This window comes from Plantactinospora sp. A48 (assembly GCF_055793945.1).
In genome coordinates, this window is record NZ_JBTIXF010000015.1 from 31,326 (window position 1) to 48,540 (window position 17,215).

Here is a 17,215-nt window from a genome sequence, read left to right on the forward strand (position 1 = left end):
CCGCTATGACGTCATCCACTCCGCCGGATCCGGACCGCGAGCCGGGGCGAGCCCGGCAGACCTGGGTCGAGCGCCGGCGCGGCAAGATCGCCGATGAGATCGCGCGCAACCGGCGCGGTGAGTACACGGTGCCCACCTGGGTGCTCGCGCTGATCCTGGTGCTGATCGTCGGCGCCTGGATCACCCTGATCATGATCAGCTGACCCCACCCACCCCCCCTCCCGGCTGACCACCCAACCCCTTGCGGTTGATCATGAAGTTGACGGGCTTGTTGATCTTAAAAACGCCCGCTAACTTCACGATCAACCGGGGTGGGGGGTGGGGGGTGGGGGTGGGGGGTCAGTGGGGGTGGGGTGGTTGTGGATCAAGGGGGTGGGGGGTGAGGGTGGCGGCGTGGCGGCCGGCGGCGGCGGCGGCCAGGAAGTAGGCGTGGTCCTCGTCCAGGCCCCGGCCCATGGTGGACAACCGGACCGGCACGGCCCGCAGCGCCGCGTCGAGGCCGGCGGTGGACACCCGGACCAGGGCGTGCCGCGCGGCGAGCGGCGCGAGGGCCTCGTCGACCGCGCGGGCCAGGTCGGCGGGCAGACCGTCCGGCACGACCAGGTCCGCCGGGGCCAGCGCCACCCGCCCGTACGCGGTGAGGCTGTGGTGGGACACGCCACGGTGTCGTGGTCGGGGGTCCGCGTCGGAGATCCGCAGTGAACCGACCGCCCGGCCGCCCAGCGCGGCGGTGGCGTTGACCGCCTCCCCGGCGGCCACCCCGGAGAAGCCCCAGCGGGTGCCGGTGCCGAGGTTGCCCGGCCCCTGCGACACGATCGCGAGGTCGGCCCGCAGCACGTGCCGCGCCGCGAGCAGCCCGGTGTGCAGGGTCGCCGCCTCCAGGTCGCCGCCGAACGCCTGCCCGACCGTCACCGTGCCGACCAGTTCGCCGGTCAACTCGCTCAGGGTGCGGGAGAACCAGGCGGGCAGCGCGGCGCCGTCGGTGAGCACGTACCCGATCCGCAGCCCCGGCCGCTCGGCGCGGGCCCCGGCGACGATCGCCGGCAGCGCGGAGTGCAGGTCGGCGACCACCACGGGCATGCCGGCCAGGTCGTCGGCCTCGGCGAGCAGGTCGCGGTACGGCGACGCCGGCTCGTCCACGCCCAGCGTGATCGGCTGCAACGGGGTGTAGCGGGCCTTCACCAGATGTCCGGCCGCGCGGGTGTCCGCCGGTTCGGGCGGATCCGGCGGCAGCCGGTCCGGCAGCGCCACGACCAGGGCGTACCCGCCGGTGCCCAACCCCATGAGCAGCGCACCCACGTTGAGCAGGACCCGGTCACCGACCTCGGGGGAGCCGACCAGGAGCGGATAGGCGAGGGCCCGTACCGCCGTGCCGTCGGCGAGCGTGACGTCCAACTCGACCGCGCCGCGCCACCGCCGGCGCAGCCCCGTCACCGTTCCGGACCGCCAACGCACCATGTCGGAACACGCTAGCCGGCCCGGCCCGAGCCGGACCGAAGGACCCCCTCCGGGGGACGCGCCGGTCCCCGGCCGCCGCCGGGCTCCAGCCGGGAGCGGCTGCCGTCGGTGCGACCGCTGCGGGTGGGGTCCAGGAAGACGTACCGGATGTTCGGGAACCGCTCGGTGAGCCGGTGCTCCGCCTCGTCGGCCGCGGCCTCGATGGCGGCGCCGGTCGCGTCGTCGACGAAGTCCACCTTCGCGGCGACCAGCACGTCGTCCGGACCGAGCTGCATGGTCAGCAGGGTGTCCACCCGGGTGACGGTGGGCAGCGTGGTCAACTCCGTCCGGATGATCTCGTGGACCCGCGGCGGCACCGCCCGCCCGACCAGCAGCGACACGTTGCTACGGGCCAGGATGGCGGCGACCACCAGCAGCAACGCGCCGATCGCGATCGAGGCGACGCCGTCCCACAGGTCGTCGCCGGTGAGCTGGGTGAGCCCTACTCCGGCGGCGGCCAGCAGCAGACCGACCAGGGCCGCGCTGTCCTCCAGGAAGACCGCCTTGACGGCGGTGTCGGCGGTGTGGCGCAGGAACCGACCGGGGGTGCTGTCCCACCGTTCGGCCTCGCCGCGTACCTGCCGGACCGCCCGCCGGAACGAGATGCCCTCCAGCACGAACGAGATGGCCAGCACGATGTACGAGATCAGCGGGCCGCCGCCCTCCTCGCCGCCCACGATGGTGTGCACGCCCTGATAGACCGAGAAGCCGGCGCCGGCCAGGAAGGTGAACAGGGCGGCCAGGAAGGCCCAGACGTAGCTCTCCTTGCCGTACCCGAACGGGTGTTTGGCGTCGGCCGGGCGGGCGCCGCGCCGCAGCGCCGTGAACAGCAGCACCTCGGTGGTGGTGTCGGCGAGCGAGTGGGCCGCCTCGGACAGCATCGCCGACGATCCGGCGAGTGCGCCGGCGACCGCCTTGGCCACCGCGATACCGAGGTTGGCCACGCCGGCCACCACGACGGTGCCGACGCTCTCCGACTCCTGCCCCGGCGACTCCCGCCCGGGCCCGTCCCACCGCCCGTCACCGTCCCGCGGCCCGTCACCACCGCCTTCCGGTCGGTCGCCGTCCCGCGACCGTCCCGCGACCCGCGGCCCGTGCCCGGTGCCGTTCCCCTGCTCGTCCGGTCGCTCCCGCCGGTCCCGCTCAGCCATGCGAATCAGCCTATGGGCCGACCCGCCCATCCGCCGGACGGGCGATGGTGGCGTAGGCCACCGCGCGGGTGCGCCGCGTCCGGCCGGACGCTGCTAGCGTTGCCCAGGTGTCCCGGACCCGTACCGAACGCCTGGTCAACCTGGTGATCTGTCTGCTGTCCACCCGGCGGTTCCTGACAGCGGCGCAGATCGCCGCCACCGTGCCCGGCTACGAGCACGATCCGGAGGACGCCCGCGACCACGAGGCGTTCCAGCGCAAGTTCGAGCGGGACAAGGCTGAGCTGCGGGAACTGGGTGTACCGCTGGAGACCGGCACGGCCAGCGCCTTCGACGCCGAGCCGGGCTACCGCATCGCGCACCGGGAGTACGCGCTGCCGGAGATCCTGCTGGAGCCCGACGAGGCCGCCGCCGTGGGCATCGCGGCACGGCTGTGGCAACACGCCGGCCTGGCCGCCGCGGCGTCGTCCGGGCTGGCGAAGCTGCGCGCGGCCGGCATCGACGTGGACCCGCAGGCCACCCTGGGCCTGGAACCGGTGGTGACCGCGGATCCCGCGTTCGCGCCGCTGACCGCCGCCGCCCGCGAGCGGCGGGTGGTCGCCTTCGACTACCGCACCCCCGACGATGACGCCTCGACCAGCCGCCGCCTGCAACCGTGGGGGGTGGTGTGCTGGCGGGGCCGGTGGTACGTGGTCGGTCACGACCTGGACCGGGCTGCCGCGCGGTGCTTCCGGCTGTCCCGGATCGTGGGCACGGTGCGCGGTCTGGGTCCGCCGGGCGCCTACGAGCCGCCGACCGGGGTCGACCTGATCAGCCACGTGGCCCGCTGGTCCGGACCGGTCGAGCGGACCGGCCGGGCGACCGTGCTGGTCCGGCCGGGCCGGGCCGCCGGGCTGCGCCGATGGGCCCGGGAGGTCGTGCCGGACGCCGCGGGGGACCGGCTGGTCCTGCCGTACGGCGACGCCGACTGGCTGGCCGACGCCCTCGTCGGCTACGGGCCGGACGTGCGGGTGCTGGAGCCGCCGGAGGTCCGGGAAGCGGTCATCCAGCGACTCAAGGAGGCGGTGACCCGGCACGACGAGTTCGCCGCCGCGGAGGTCGCCGCCGGCGACCGGGACGCGCGGGCGGGACTGGTCGGCCCGGTGATCGCGGACACCGGGGTGCGGGCATGAACCCCACCCCCCGCGCCGGTGGGACCCGGTCCGGTTCCCGGGCCTCGGCGGACCGGCTGGCCCGGCTGCTCAACCTCGTTCCGTACCTGCTGTCCCGACCGGGTATCGCGGTGGCCGAGGCGGCCGCGGACCTCGGGGTGACCGAACGGCAGCTCCGCGAGGACCTTGAGCTGCTCTGGGTGTGCGGCCTGCCCGGGTACGGGCCGGGCGACCTGATCGACATGGCGTTCGACGGCGACCGGGTGACGATCACCTACGACGCCGGCATCGACCGGCCGTTGCGGCTGACCCCGGACGAGGCGTTGGCGCTGCTGGTGGCGTTGCGGATGCTGGTGGAGACCCCCGGCATGGCGAACCGGGACGCCATCGAGCGGGCCCTCGCCAAGATCGAGTCGGCGGCCGGTGAGTTCGCCGGCGCCCCCGTGGCGGTCCGGCTGCCCGGCGACGACGAGCGGCTGGAGGCGTTGCGTGGCGCCGTCCAGCGCGGCCGGGCACTGCGGATCACGTACTACACGGCCGCCCGGGACGAGACCACCGAACGCACCATCGACCCGCTGCGGGTGCTGATGGTCGGCGGCCGGGGCTACCTGGAGGCGTGGTGTCGTCGGGCCGAGGCGGTCCGGCTGTTCCGGGCGGACCGGATCGACGCCCTCACCGAGCTGGCCGAGCCGGCGCAGGCGCCGCCGCAGGCGCAGCCGGTGGACCTCAGCGCCGGCATCTTCCGGCCGTCCCCCGAGCTGCCCCTGGTCACCCTGCGGGTGGGTCGCGGCGCCCGGTGGATCACCGAGTACTACCCCTGCGAGTCGGTACGCCGGGGGATCGGTGCCGCCGGCGAGGACTGGCTGGTCGACCTGCGGGTGACCGATCTGGGCTGGGCCCGCCGGTTCGTCCTGGGGCTGGGCACCGACGTCACGGTGGTGGGCCCGCCCGAGTTGGCCCTGGCGGTGCGGGACGCGGCCGCCGCGGCGCTCGACGCGTACGCCATGCCGGTGGCCGCGGCCGACCCGGCGCAGTCGGCCGGGAGGCCGTAGGCTGGCCGCCGTGGTGTTCTGGATCGTGCTCGCGGTGGTCGTGTTCGCCCTCGTGGTCCTCGCCCTGGCCGTCCGGTCGGTGCTGGCCCGCCTCGGGCCCCTGCACCGGGCCGCGGAGCGGCTGAGGCGGCGGCAGGACGAGGTCGAGGGGCTCCGCGAGGCTGCCCTGCGGCTCCAGCACGGGCTGGAGGGGCTGGCCGTCCAGGCCGGCGAGGCGCAGCGGCGGATCACGGTGATCAAGGCGGCCAGCGGTCGGTGACGGCCGCCGGCTGGCGGCCGGCCCGGCGTCGCACGACCACGGTCACCTGGCGGTTGGTCCGCTCGGGCGTCCGCGGTGACCTCAACCCGCAGCCGGACCGACACGTGGCGGGTTGACGAGTCCGCCCGGCTGGTCAAGACTGCACCGACCGGGTGAAATCTCACCTTGGGCCCAGCTACTGGCATCGGACGCGCACGCACGTACGATGGTCAGGACGCGCTGCTAAATCACCGTAGACCGACTGGAGCTTTCCATGGGTGCCCTCAGGCCGTGGCACATCGCCATCTTCGTGGTCGTGCTGATCCTGCTCTTCGGCGCGAAGCGGCTTCCCGACGCGGCCCGCTCGCTCGGCCGATCGATGCGAATCATCAAGGCCGAGACCAAGGGCCTCGTCGACGACGACAACGACCTGGCCGAGAAGGCCGAGGCGCAGGCCGGTTACCAGCCGTTGCCGCCCAACGCGCAGCAGCAGCCGTACCAGGGCCAGCCCGGGTACGCTCCGCAGGCTCCGTACCAGCAGCCGCCGGCCGCGCCGCAGCAGCAGTACGCGCAGCAGCCGCCGCCCGCCCCCCAGCCACCGGTGGTCGACCCGGTGCAGCGGGTTCGCGACAACTGACCCGCTGAGGTCCGAGCACCGTGGCCTTCGCGCTCCGTAAACGCGGCCCGAGCAGCTTCGAGCGGGCCTCCGACGGCTCGATGACGCTGGTCGAGCACATCCGCGAGCTTCGTAGCCGGCTGTTCAAGGCGTCCCTCGGGGTCGCCCTGGGGCTGATCGTCGGCTTCCTCCTCTCCCAGTGGGTCTTCGACCTGCTCAGGCAGCCCTACTGCGAGCTGCCCGGGATGACGGTCAACGGCAAGTGCGCGAATTTCCTGCAGCTCAGCCCCACCGACGGGTTCGTGCTCAGGCTCAAGCTCGCGCTGTGGGTCGGGCTGGTCGTCGGGGCTCCGGTGTGGCTGTTCCAGCTCTGGGCCTTCATCGCTCCGGGCCTGCACCGTCACGAGCGGCGGTGGGCGTACGCCTTCGTGGCGATCGCCGCGCCGCTGTTCGCCAGTGGCGCCGTGCTGGCCTACTTCGTGGTTCGCAAGGGCCTGGAGTTCCTGCTGAACTCGGGCGTCACCGGGACGTCGACCCAGCTGGAGGTCACCCGGTACATCTCGTTCGTCACCAACATGATCATGCTGTTCGGGGTGGCGTTCGAGTTCCCGCTGATCCTGCTCATGCTGAACTTCTCCGGGTTGGCGACCGCCCGTCGGCTGCTCAGCTGGTGGCGGGCGGTCATCTTCATCGCGTTCGCCTTCGCCGCCATCGCGACGCCGGACCCGGGTCCGTTCGGCATGACGCTGCTGGCCAGCGCGCTGTCCGTGCTGTATTTCGTGGCGGTGGCCGTGGCCTGGGTCAACGACAAGCGTCGGGGCCGGGGCCGGGAGATGTACGCGGGCGTCGGCGACGACGAGATCTCGCCGCTCGCCCTCGACGACGAGCCCGTCGAGGCGGGGGAGCGGGTCGAGGCGATCACCCCGGTCGCACCCCCCGAGCCGGTGGCGCCGCCCCGGCCGGTCGACCGCGACTACGACGACATGACCTGAACAACCAGGCGCTCCTCCCCGCGCCGGGCATCGGCGCCATCCCAGCACACCGCCGGGATGGCGCCGATGTCGTGTAAGGAAGGGCACCTTGTTATCGCTTTCGGTATAGGAAGGGCCCCCTTTTAACCCCGAGAGGGGTGGAGCCGAGCGGCCCGTCGGGGCGCGGGTGCGGGGCGGCCGTCCCGGCCGGTACCGTGCTCGCCGTGACCGCAGACGATCACCAGCCGCAGCCGGCCCTCGCGGCCGGCCTGGCCGACGGTCCGGTGGCCGTGCTGGCCAACCCGGCGGCCGGGCGGGGCCGGTACCGCGACCTCCTGCCGGCGGTCCTCGACCGGCTGGCCGGCACCGGCCGGGCGGTCCGGCTGCTGACCGCGGACAGCGCCGCCGGCAGCCGCGCGGCCTGCCACGCGGCGGTGGCCGACGGGATCGCCGCGCTGGTCGCCGTGGGCGGCGACGGGACCGTCCACCAGGCCCTCCAGGCGGTCGCCGGCACCCCGGTCGGGTTCGGCCCGGTGCCGGCCGGCACCGGCAACGACTTCGCCGCCGACACCGGCTTCCCGGTCGATCCGCGCGCCGCCGCCGACGCCATCGCCACGGCCGTCACCGCCGGCCGCACCCGGCCGGTCGACCTGGCGCGGCTCACCGCGGCCGACGGCACGAGCGGATGGTACGGCGCGGTCCTCGCCGCCGGATTCGACGCCATCGTGAACGAGAAGGCCAATCGGATGCGCTGGCCGCGCGGTCGCCGCCGGTACGATCTGGCGATTCTCGTCGAGCTGGCCCGGCTGCGTCCCCGCCGTTACACGCTGCGGCTGGACGGCCGGGAACTGGTCGTGGACGCGGTGCTGGTGGCGGTCGGGAACTGTCCCAGCTACGGCGGCGGCATGCGGATCTGCCCGGCCGCCGACCCGGCCGACGGCCTGCTCGACGTGGTGGTCGGCGGCCTGCTCAGCCGGACCGAGTTGATCCGGGTCAAGCCACGGATCTACCAGGGCACCCACGTGGACCATCCGCTGGTGACCAGCTACCGGGCCCGCACCGTGGAGCTGGTGGCCGAGGGCATCACCACGTACGCCGACGGGGAGCGGAGCGCGCCGTTGCCGATCACCGTCACAGCCGTACCGGGAGCGGTCCGCCTGCTACGTTGATCCGCCGGGACCGGCGGCACCCTTCCGCCCCCCGCCCCGCCCTTCAGGCTTGGCTGCCCTCGGTCCACCACGCCGCTGCCCTTGGTCCACGCCGCTGCCTGACCGCCCCCGCCGCTGCCTGACCGCCCTCGTCGGGAGCCGGCCCCGGCACCACCCGCCGACGCTGCTACGGCCGTGCCTGACCGGCGGTGGTGGTGGATGCTGGGCCGAATGCGCGGAGGGCGTGTGCCACCAGCGTGCGCAGCTCGTCGGGGCCGGGCATGCCGAGGTGGTAGACGAGCCGGTGGTAGATGGGTCCGTAGATCAGGTTGAGGGCCACGTCGAGGTCGGCGTCGGACGGCAACTGTCCGTCGCGCTGGGCTTGGCGCAGCCGCTTCTTGAACTCGTCGATGCGCGGCCGGATGAGCCGTTCCCGCAGGTCGTGTGCCAGCTCATCGTCCTGGAGCCCTTCGGCGATGAGTCCCGCGACGGCTGAGGTCTTCGTGGGTGTGAGCAGGCCGATGACGGCGGTGAGCTGGTCGTGCAGGTCGGCCGCGAGGTCGCCGGTGTTCGGGTGCTCGGCGACGGCGGTCGCCACGTCGTCGACGGCCTCCAACACGACCGCGCCCTTGGACGGCCACCACCGGTAGATCGTCTTCTTGCTGACGCCGGCGCGGGCCGCGATGGCTTCGATCGTGAGTCGTCGGTAGCCGAGTTCGGCGCACAGTTGCAGCGCCGCGTCGAGGATGGCCCGGCGGCTGGCTTCGTTGCGGCGCAGCGGGTTGGGAGATGCGGGCATGACCGAAGATTAACAGGAAACGGTACGTGCCGTGTTGACACCCTGGATATACGGCACGTAGCGTGTCGCCGCAGCGTGCCTAAACGACACGTAGCGTGTAGCGACTCGCATCCACCACCCCGGCGAGGGAGACGATCATGGGATCAGGCGGCTTTTCCAAATCAGGACTGCGCAGAGTCCGCGACGTGCTTGACCGGCATGTCGAATCGGGACGGATACCCGGGCTTGTGGCCCTGGTCAGTCGCGGTGCCGAGACACAGGTCGAGACGATCGGGACGATGCGCCATGACGGCGGTGCGCCGATGCGGCGGGACACCATCTTCCGGATGGCCTCGACCTCCAAGCCGGTCTCGATCGCCGCGGCCATGGTCCTGCTCGACGAGTGCCGGCTGCGGCTGGATGATCCGGTGCTGCCGTGGCTGCCGGAACTGGCCGACCGGCGGGTGCTGACCCGGATCGACGGACCGCTGGACGACACGGTGCCGGCCCGCCGGCCGATCACCGTGCGGGACGTGCTGACCTCCACGTTCGGGCTCGGCATGGACATGACGGTGATCGGCACCCCGATCATGAACGCGGTCTTCGAGCGGGGCCTCACGCCGAACCTGCCGGAACCGATGCCCGAGCAGGACGAGTGGATGCGCCGCCTCGGCACGCTTCCGCTGATGCACCAACCTGGCGAGCGGTGGCAGTACCAGCTCGGCAGCGACCTGCTCGGGGTGCTCGTCTCGCGGGTCACCGGCCAGTCGTTCGGGACCTTCCTGCGCGAGCGCGTCTTCGAACCGCTCGGTATGAGGGACACCGCTTTCCACGTACCCACCGACAAGATCGACCGGTTGCCGGCCCTCTACGCTCCCGACCCGCAGACCGGCGAGTTCCTCGTCTGGGATGAGTCCGCCGGCGGCCGGTGGAGCGCACCCCCGGCGTTCGAGGGCGGCGGCGGTGGGCTGGTGTCCACGGTCGACGACTACCACGCGTACTTCCGGATGCTGCTCAACCACGGCCTGCACGAGGGCGAGCGGATCCTGTCCCGGCCCGCCGTCGAGCTGATGACCACCAACCGGCTCACGCCCGAACAGACGGCCGCCCGCACCGCCCTGGCCCGCGACAACGTCCACGTGTCGTTCGGCCAGGGACAGCACGGCGGTTGGGGTTTCGGGATGGCCGTGCGCACCTACCGCGGCGACTACGCGGCGGTCGGTCAGTTCGGCTGGGACGGCGGGAGCGGCACCTCGACCTACGCCGACCCGGAGAACGGGTTGATCGGCATCCTCTGCACCCAGGTGGGGGCCACCACCTGGGACTCGACGCGGGCGTTCCTCGATTTCTGGACGACGCTCTACCAGGCAATCGACGACTGAGCGTCAGCTACGGTGGCCGGGCCGTGAGCGTCGGACGACCAGGCCGGCTCCCCGCCCGGTCTGGTCGTCCGACGCCCGGAACGTGCGGTGCCGCGAACCGATGCGGCCGCCTCGACACCCACGGGGACGGCCGTACGCGACTACGCCAGTGCGTGGCCGGTGGTGCTGTCCACGTGGGCCGGGATCTTCCCAGGGCCGTCACCGGTCGACAGGGTGCCGGTCGGCTCGAACATCAGGATCGAGCCGCCCGGCGACGAGGGCCGGTGCTCGGTCCCCCTGGGCACCACGAAGACGTCACCGGCGGTCAGTTCCACCGTGCTCTCCACGCCCTCGGCGTCCCGCAGGGCGATGTCGAACCGCCCCTGCAGGACCAGGAAGAACTCGTCGGTGTCCCGGTGAGCGTGCCAGACGTGCTCGCCTCGAACGTGCGCGATCCGCACGTCGTAGTCGTTCACCCGGGTCACGATGCGCGGGCTGTAGACGGCGTCGAACGAGGCGAGCGCGGCGGTCAGGTTGACGGGCCGGGTGGTGTCGGGTCCAGTGGTCATGCCGGTAATCATCGGCGGACCCGGCCGGTCAATCTTGTACGTTCTTGAGGTGGGCGAGGGCTTTTCCGGCACCTGCCGGATAACGGCGTGGCGACCCCCGGTGCCCCGGATCGCCGAGGTGTTCCACGCGGACATCAGCGGGTACCGGTACCCTCGGCACTGCCACGACACCTGGGCGGTGCTGCTCGTCGACGACGGTGCGATCCGGTACGACCTGGACACCCGCCACTACGGCGCGATCGAAGACACCGTCCTCGTCCTGCCGCCCGGCGTCGTCCACAACGGGTATCCGGCCGAGCGGTTCGGCCGGTTCCGCAAGCGCGAGTTGTACCTCGATCGGGATTTTCTGCCGGACGAGCTGGTTGGCCCGGCCGTCGACGGATCCACCCTGCGGGACCGGGCGCTGCGCGACGCGCTCAGCCGGTTGCACGACCGGCTCACCGCGATCGGTCCCGCGCCGGCCCGTACCGGCGCCGGAGTCCGGCCGGGCGAACTCGACATCGAGACCCGGCTTGCCATGATCGCCGAGCGGCTACGTCGGCACCTGCGCCCCGGCCCGACCACGGTGCCGGAACCGGAGTCGACGATCGCTCACCGGCTGCGCGAGCTACTCGACGGGCGGCTGTCCGAGCGGATCAGACTTGCCGACGTCGCCGTGCAACTGGACCGGACGGTCCCACACCTCGTCCGCAGTTTCCGGCGGGAGTTCGGCATCACCCCGTATGCCTATCTCACCGGGTCGCGGGTGGATCGGGCCCGGAAACTCCTCCTGGCCGGGAATCCACCCGCCGGGGTCGCCGCCGCCGTCGGTTTCCACGACCAGGCTCACCTGACCCGGCACTTCAAGCGGCACGTGGCGGTCCCGCCGGCCCGGTACGCGGCCTCGGGCGCTGTCCGCCTCGGCGGTTAACAGGGGGCCCTTCCTAGGCGGAAAGCGATAACAAGGTGCCCTTCCTTACACCGCTCAGCACGCCGATCAGCGGGCGATGAGGTCGAGGACGGTGCTGAGCCCGTTGGCGGCTCCCGGGCCGGCCGCCGGCAGCACCAGGACCGGGCAGCCGGCGGCCACCGCGCCGGCGTCGGTCGGCGTGTCACCGACCATCAGCGTCCGCTCGGGTTCGGTGCCGAGCAGGCCGCAGGCGCGTAGGAAGATCGCCGGGTCGGGCTTGCAGCGGCCGACCTCGTAGCTCAGCACGAAGGCGTCGATCAGGTCGGTCAGGCCCCAGGCCGTGAACAGCGGCCGGAGGTCGAATCCGATGTTGCTGACCAGCGCGACCGGCACCCGGGCGGCGCGCAGCGCCCGGAGCGTGTCATGGGTGTCGGCGTACGGCAGCCAGCCCCGCGGATCGAGCAGGCGGTCGTAGAGGGCATCGGCCAGCCCTTCGATGCCGGTGTCGACAGTGTCCAGCAGACCGGTGTAGGCGGCCCGGTGGGCGTGCTCGTAGAGGTCGCGGTCGGCCCACACGTCCGCGAGGTGCGGCGGTACCCGGTGCGGCAGCGGGCCTCCGGGACGCCCGGCGGTGACCAGCCGGTCCGACAGCACGGTGGCGCGCATCCGGTCCAGTTCGACGCCGAGGTCGCCGGCGGCGGCCTGTACCCAGCCGACCGGGTCCTCGACCTGGGCCAGGGTGCCGTGGAAGTCGAACAGCACGGCCTCGACCGACCGCCTGGGCGGCGGTGGTTGCGGGTCGCGGACGGTATCGCGGTCGCTGCGCTGGGAGGGCGGTTCGGGCTGTTCCGGCACGGGCTGCACCCTACCGACCGGGTCCGACCCGGCTGCTGGACGCCCTCGCCCGGTAATCGTCGCAGGCACGCATTAACCTGGAGGTCATGTCGAGCCCCGCCGAGCGGTACGCCGCGGCGCGCCGCAGGGCCGCCTATCAGCATTCCTATCCCGCGCTCGCGGACTTCACCCTCGATCTCGGGTTCGATCTCGACGACTTCCAGCGGTCGGCGTGCCAGGCCCTGGAGCGGGGCAGCGGGGTGCTGGTCTGCGCCCCCACCGGCGCCGGCAAGACGGTCGTCGGCGAGTTCGCCGTCCACCTGGCGCTGCGCGCCGGCGCGACCGCCGAATCGGGTGGCGGCCCGCGCAAGTGCTTCTACACGACGCCGATCAAGGCGCTGTCGAACCAGAAGTACCACGATCTGGTCCGACGGTACGGCGTCGAGCGGGTCGGGCTGCTCACCGGCGACAACGCGATCAACGGCGACGCCCCGGTGGTGGTGATGACCACCGAGGTGCTCCGCAACATGCTCTACGCCGGCTCGGCGACCCTGGACGGCCTGGCGTACGTGGTGATGGACGAGGTCCACTACCTGGCCGACCGGTTCCGCGGCGGGGTGTGGGAAGAGGTGATCATCCACCTGCCCGAGTCGGTGACCCTGGTCTCGCTGTCGGCCACCGTGTCCAACGCGGAGGAATTCGCCGACTGGCTGGTCACCGTGCGCGGCGAGACCGAGGTGGTGGTCAGTGAGCACCGCCCGGTGCCGCTGTGGCAGCACATGCTGGTCGGCAAGCGGATGTTCGACCTGTTCCACGACGCGGACGCGGCGCGCAAGCACGACGTACACCCGGAGCTGTTGCGCTACACCCGGGAGACGGCGCGCCGGCTTGAGCTGGCCGACCCGCGCGGCGGGTTGACCCGGCGCGGCCCGCGCTGGCGTGGGCCGCTGCGCCCCGACATCGTGGAACGGCTCGACCGTGAGGGGCTGCTGCCGGCGATCCTGTTCATCTTCAGCCGGGCCGGCTGCGACGCGGCCGTGCAGCAGTGCCTGGCGGCGGGGCTGCGGTTGACCACGCCCGACGAGCGGGTCGAGATCCGCCAGGTGGTCGAGCGGCGGATCACCACCATTCCCGGCGAGGACCTGTCGGTGCTGGGCTACTGGGACTGGCTCGACGGGCTGGAACGCGGGTTGGCCGCCCACCACGCCGGGATGCTGCCCGCGTTCAAGGAGGTGGTCGAGGAGCTGTTCGTGCGCGGGCTGGTCAAGGCCGTGTTCGCCACCGAGACGCTGGCGCTGGGCATCAACATGCCGGCCCGGTGCGTGGTGCTGGAGCGGCTGGTCAAGTTCAACGGTGAGGCGCACGTCGACCTGACCCCGGGGGAGTACACCCAGCTCACCGGCCGGGCCGGGCGGCGCGGCATCGACGTGGAGGGGCACGCGGTCGTCGTCTGGTCGCCGGAGGTGGATCCCCGCCAGGTCGCGGGGCTGGCGTCCACCCGCACCTACCCGCTGCGGTCCAGCTTCCGGCCCTCGTACAACATGGCGGTGAACCTGGTCGGGTCGGTCGGTGTCGATCCCGCGCGGGAGCTGCTGGAGGCGTCGTTCGCGCAGTTCCAGGCGGACCGTTCGGTGGTCGGCCTGGCCCGTCAGGTGCAGCGCAACGCCGAGACGATCGAGGCGTACGACGTCGAGGCCGAATGCGAGCACGGTGACTTCACGGAGTACTTCGCCCTGCGGGTCGCCATCGCCGACCGGGAGCGGGCCCTGGCCCGGGAGGGGCAGAGCCAGCGGAAGGCGGCGGCCGTCCGGTCCCTGGAGCGGCTGCGGGTCGGTGACGTCATCCGGGTGCCCTCCGGGCGCCGGGCCGGGCTGGCCGTGGTCCTCGACCCCGGGGCGGGAGGGTTCGGCGAACCCCGCCCGCTGGTGCTGACCCAGGACCGGTGGGCTGGCCGGGTCACCCCGGCCGACTTCACCTCGCCGGCCGAGGTGCTGGCCCGGGTGCGGGTGCCGAAGCACTTCAACCACCGTTCCCCGGCGGCCCGCCGGGACCTCGCGGCGGCGGTCAGCGGCACCGGGCTGCCCCGACACGGGGGTCGGCGCGGCGGTCGGTCCCGCGCCGGTGGCGAGGACCATCAGCTCACCGAGTTGCGTGGCCAGCTGCGTCGGCATCCCTGCCACGCCTGTCCCGACCGGGAGGAGCACGCGCGGTGGGCCGAGCGGCGCTGGCGGCTGGAGCGGGACACCACCGAGTTGCGGCGCCGGGTGGCCAGCCGGACCGGCTCGTTGGCCCGGACCTTCGACCGGATCTGCGACCTGCTTGTCGCCCGGGGTTACCTGACGGCCGGTGGCGAGGTGACCGACGCCGGCCGGATGCTGGCCCGGATCTGGACCGAGACCGACCTGCTGGTCGCGGAGTGCGTGCGTCGCCGGATCTGGGACGGGCTGGCCCCGGCGGAGCTGGCCGCCGCGGTGTCGGTGCTGGTGTTCGAGGCCCGGCGGGAGACCGACGAGGCCGCGTCCGCGCCGCGCGGACCGGTCGCCGACGCGGTGGGGGCGACGCTGACGCTCTGGTCGGCGCTGGAGGCCGACGAGGCGGCCCGGGGGCTGGAGACGACCCGGGAGCCCGACCTGGGATTCGTCTGGCCGATCTACCGGTGGGCCCGGGGTGAGCCGCTGGCGAAGGTGCTGGCCAGCGGGCACGGCCTGGACGGCGAGATGCCGGCCGGGGACTTCGTCCGGTGGGCCCGGCAGGTGCTGGATCTGTTGGGGCAACTGGCCGACGCCAGCGGGGCCGGCGCCGAGTTGCGGTCCACGGCGAAGGCGGCGATGGCCGCCGTCAACCGGGGGGTACTGGCCTATCACCAGCTAAGCTGATCGATCGTTTAGGATTGCCGCTGTCCCGTAGACGGGACAGCCGGACGCCATCGCGTCGCTCCGGTGAGCGTCCCGGGAGGCGGCATGGCACACATCCATCATTTCGCGTACGGCTGGATCACACCGGCGCTCAGCTACGCCCTCTCCGTCCTCGGTTCGCTGCTGGGCCTCACCTGCGCCATCCGGGTGCGGGTCGCGCGTTCCGCCGGTCAGCGGACCTGGTGGCTGGCTCTGGCGTCGTTCGCCATCGGTGGCACCGCCATCTGGTCGATGCACTTCATGGCGATGCTCGGCTTCGGCGTCAGTGGTCTGGCGATCCGGTACGACGTCGGTCTCACCGTGGCGAGCGCGGTGCTCGCGGTCGTCGCGGTGGCCATCGGCCTGGCCCTGGTCGCCGGGCGTGGCGGCGCCCCCCGGGTGCTGATCAGCGGCCTGGTGACCGGGCTCGGGGTGGCGGCCATGCACTACACCGGGATGGCCGCGATGCGGCTGAGCGGTGACATCTCCTACGACCGGCGCCGGGTGGCGCTCTCGCTGGTCATCGCGGTCGTCGCGGCCACCGCCGCGCTGTGGCTGGCGATCACCGTACGCCGGCCGGCGGCGATCATCGGATCGGCCCTGGTGATGGGCGTCGCGGTGAACGGGATGCACTACACCGGGATGAGCGCGGTGTCGGTGCGGCCCCGGCCGGGGCTCGTGACCTCGGGCGCCACCGTCAGCACCCTGCTGGTACCGATCATGATGGCGGTCATCGTGGTGGCGGTGGGGCTGGCGTACGCGCTGATGGCGACGCCGACCGAGGAGGACCGCGCCGGCCTGGCGTACCTGGACGCCCGGCAGACCGCCCGAACCGACCGACCCACCGAACCGGTCGACGTCGACCCGGTGGGACTGCGCGCCCGGTCGGCCGTCCCGCAGCAGCCCCGTCCGGACGGCTGGGACGGATTCGGCCGCTGACCTCGGCGGCCCCGGCCGCCGGTCGGACTCCGTCCCGACCGGTCGGGTCCGGCCCGAGCGGGGCCGGCGGTTGCGGCAGGACGGGCCCGATCGGCTCGTGCCCGCCGCCGAACGGCGCGGGTCAGGGGCGCTCGGCGAGGGCGTCCACCAGCCGGCGGCACGGCCCGGCGACGTTCCACTTGTCGGCGAACGCCAGCAGTCCGTCCGGGTCGGCCGGCACCCGGGGCAGCGTCGGGTCAAGGTCGGGCAGCGGCACGTCCCGGGCCACCCGCACGACGGTGGGGGCCACCGCCAGGTAGTCACGGGCCGCCACCAGCTTCGTCCGCAGCCCGGGTGCGAAACCGGACCCCGGGTCGTCGAGCGCGGCCAGGATCCCGGCCAGGTCGCCGTACCGGTCGATCAGCCGGGCCGCCGTCTTCTCGCCCACCCCGGGCACCCCGGGCAGCCCGTCGCTGGGGTCGCCGCGCAGCGCCGCGAAGTCGGCGTAGCCCGCCGGCGGTACGCCATACCTGGCCCGCACCGCCGGGCCGTCGCAGTCGTCGAGCTTGGCGACGCCCCGGCCGCAGTACAGCAGCCGTACCGGCCGGTCGTCGTCCACCAACTGGAACAGGTCCCGGTCGCCGGACACCACCTCGACCGGGGCGGGTTGGGTGGTGGCCAGCGTGCCGAGCACGTCGTCGGCCTCGTACCCGTCGGCGCCGAGCGCCGGGATGCCGACCAGCTCCAGCGCGGTCAGGATCAGCGGCACCTGCGGGCTCAGAGTGTCCGGCACCACCTCGCCGCCGGCCGGGGCCACCCGGTGCGCCTTGTACGACGGCAGCAGCTCCACCCGCCAGGCCGGCCGCCAGTCGTTGTCGAGCGCGCAGACCAGCCGGTCGGGACGGCGGGTGCGGATCAGCGTGGCGAGCATGTCGAGGAAGCCGCGCACGGCGTTCACCGAGCTGCCGTCCGCGGCCCGCGCCGCCGACTCGGGAACGCCGAAGAAGGCCCGGAAGTAGAGGCTGGCCGAATCCACGAGCAGCAGGGGAGGTCGCTGGGTCACCGGAACAGCCTCGCACAGCGGTCCGACAGCCGGTGCCCACCAGGGCTGCCGGCGCCGCCGGGGCCGGGCCGTCGGTCCGCCCGTGGGA

At 73.2% G+C, this 17,215-nt stretch carries 17 protein-coding genes; 11 read left to right on the top strand and 6 right to left on the bottom strand.

The window, feature by feature from the left end:
• The first annotated feature begins 5 nt into the window (after window positions 1-5).
• Entirely contained in the window at window positions 6-203 is a 198-nt protein-coding gene (locus ACXN5W_RS10945) for a hypothetical protein (RefSeq protein ID WP_473158092.1), read from the top strand.
• Between the two features lie 136 nt (window positions 204-339).
• Here the strand turns inward: ACXN5W_RS10945 and ACXN5W_RS10950 are convergent, their stop codons facing one another.
• A complete protein-coding gene (locus ACXN5W_RS10950; RefSeq protein ID WP_473158093.1) occupies window positions 340-1,458 on the bottom strand; it encodes a DUF3866 family protein in 1,119 nt (372 codons plus the stop codon).
• Between the two features lie 11 nt (window positions 1,459-1,469).
• The gene (locus ACXN5W_RS10955) at window positions 1,470-2,648 is read right to left on the bottom strand and encodes a cation diffusion facilitator family transporter (protein WP_473158094.1); all 1,179 of its coding nucleotides are present in this window, start codon (window positions 2,646-2,648) and stop codon (window positions 1,470-1,472) included.
• 107 nt (window positions 2,649-2,755) lie between these two features.
• Between ACXN5W_RS10955 and ACXN5W_RS10960 the strand changes: the two genes are divergently transcribed.
• From ACXN5W_RS10960 to ACXN5W_RS10985, 6 genes are all read left to right on the top strand, one after another.
• Entirely contained in the window at window positions 2,756-3,817 is a 1,062-nt protein-coding gene (locus tag ACXN5W_RS10960) for a helix-turn-helix transcriptional regulator (protein ID WP_473158095.1), read from the top strand.
• Window positions 3,814-4,848 carry a helix-turn-helix transcriptional regulator gene (locus ACXN5W_RS10965; protein WP_473158096.1) on the top strand — a complete coding sequence of 345 codons (1,035 nt, stop codon included), beginning with the start codon at window positions 3,814-3,816 and terminating at the stop codon, window positions 4,846-4,848. The genes ACXN5W_RS10960 and ACXN5W_RS10965 overlap by 4 nt, the downstream gene beginning before the upstream one ends.
• 10 nt (window positions 4,849-4,858) lie before the next feature.
• Entirely contained in the window at window positions 4,859-5,107 is a 249-nt protein-coding gene (locus ACXN5W_RS10970) for a hypothetical protein (protein WP_473158097.1), read from the top strand.
• Window positions 5,108-5,360: 253 nt separating this feature from the next.
• Window positions 5,361-5,723, top strand: coding sequence for a Sec-independent protein translocase subunit TatA (gene tatA / locus ACXN5W_RS10975; protein WP_473158098.1), 363 nt, complete (start codon window positions 5,361-5,363; stop codon window positions 5,721-5,723).
• A gap of 20 nt (window positions 5,724-5,743) precedes the next feature.
• Window positions 5,744-6,694, top strand: coding sequence for a twin-arginine translocase subunit TatC (gene tatC / locus ACXN5W_RS10980; protein ID WP_473158099.1), 951 nt, complete (start codon window positions 5,744-5,746; stop codon window positions 6,692-6,694).
• Between the two features lie 203 nt (window positions 6,695-6,897).
• Window positions 6,898-7,842 (top strand): diacylglycerol kinase, encoded by a 945-nt coding sequence (locus ACXN5W_RS10985; RefSeq protein ID WP_473158100.1) that lies wholly within the window; start codon window positions 6,898-6,900, stop codon window positions 7,840-7,842.
• Between the two features lie 166 nt (window positions 7,843-8,008).
• Here ACXN5W_RS10985 and ACXN5W_RS10990 read toward each other — a convergent pair whose 3' ends face one another.
• Window positions 8,009-8,620, bottom strand: coding sequence for a TetR/AcrR family transcriptional regulator (locus tag ACXN5W_RS10990; RefSeq protein ID WP_473158101.1), 612 nt, complete (start codon window positions 8,618-8,620; stop codon window positions 8,009-8,011).
• A gap of 137 nt (window positions 8,621-8,757) precedes the next feature.
• On the opposite strand from ACXN5W_RS10990, the gene ACXN5W_RS10995 reads away from it, so the two are divergent.
• Window positions 8,758-9,981: a serine hydrolase domain-containing protein gene (locus tag ACXN5W_RS10995; RefSeq protein WP_473158102.1), complete on the top strand. Its 1,224-nt coding sequence runs from the start codon at window positions 8,758-8,760 to the stop codon at window positions 9,979-9,981.
• A gap of 140 nt (window positions 9,982-10,121) precedes the next feature.
• Here ACXN5W_RS10995 and ACXN5W_RS11000 read toward each other — a convergent pair whose 3' ends face one another.
• Entirely contained in the window at window positions 10,122-10,529 is a 408-nt protein-coding gene (locus ACXN5W_RS11000) for a cupin domain-containing protein (RefSeq protein ID WP_473158103.1), read from the bottom strand.
• Between the two features lie 49 nt (window positions 10,530-10,578).
• Between ACXN5W_RS11000 and ACXN5W_RS11005 the strand changes: the two genes are divergently transcribed.
• The gene (locus ACXN5W_RS11005) at window positions 10,579-11,439 is read left to right on the top strand and encodes a helix-turn-helix transcriptional regulator (protein ID WP_473158104.1); all 861 of its coding nucleotides are present in this window, start codon (window positions 10,579-10,581) and stop codon (window positions 11,437-11,439) included.
• Window positions 11,440-11,505: 66 nt separating this feature from the next.
• Here the strand turns inward: ACXN5W_RS11005 and ACXN5W_RS11010 are convergent, their stop codons facing one another.
• Window positions 11,506-12,273 carry an HAD family hydrolase gene (locus ACXN5W_RS11010; protein WP_473158105.1) on the bottom strand — a complete coding sequence of 256 codons (768 nt, stop codon included), beginning with the start codon at window positions 12,271-12,273 and terminating at the stop codon, window positions 11,506-11,508.
• Window positions 12,274-12,359: 86 nt separating this feature from the next.
• On the opposite strand from ACXN5W_RS11010, the gene ACXN5W_RS11015 reads away from it, so the two are divergent.
• Both ACXN5W_RS11015 and ACXN5W_RS11020 read left to right on the top strand, forming a co-directional pair.
• A complete protein-coding gene (locus ACXN5W_RS11015; protein WP_473158106.1) occupies window positions 12,360-15,128 on the top strand; it encodes a DEAD/DEAH box helicase in 2,769 nt (922 codons plus the stop codon).
• Window positions 15,129-15,212: 84 nt separating this feature from the next.
• Window positions 15,213-16,085, top strand: coding sequence for an MHYT domain-containing protein (locus tag ACXN5W_RS11020; RefSeq protein WP_473158107.1), 873 nt, complete (start codon window positions 15,213-15,215; stop codon window positions 16,083-16,085).
• Between the two features lie 121 nt (window positions 16,086-16,206).
• Here the strand turns inward: ACXN5W_RS11020 and ACXN5W_RS11025 are convergent, their stop codons facing one another.
• Window positions 16,207-17,127, bottom strand: coding sequence for a 5'-3' exonuclease (locus tag ACXN5W_RS11025; RefSeq protein WP_473158108.1), 921 nt, complete (start codon window positions 17,125-17,127; stop codon window positions 16,207-16,209).
• Between the last annotated feature and the right edge of the window lie 88 nt (window positions 17,128-17,215).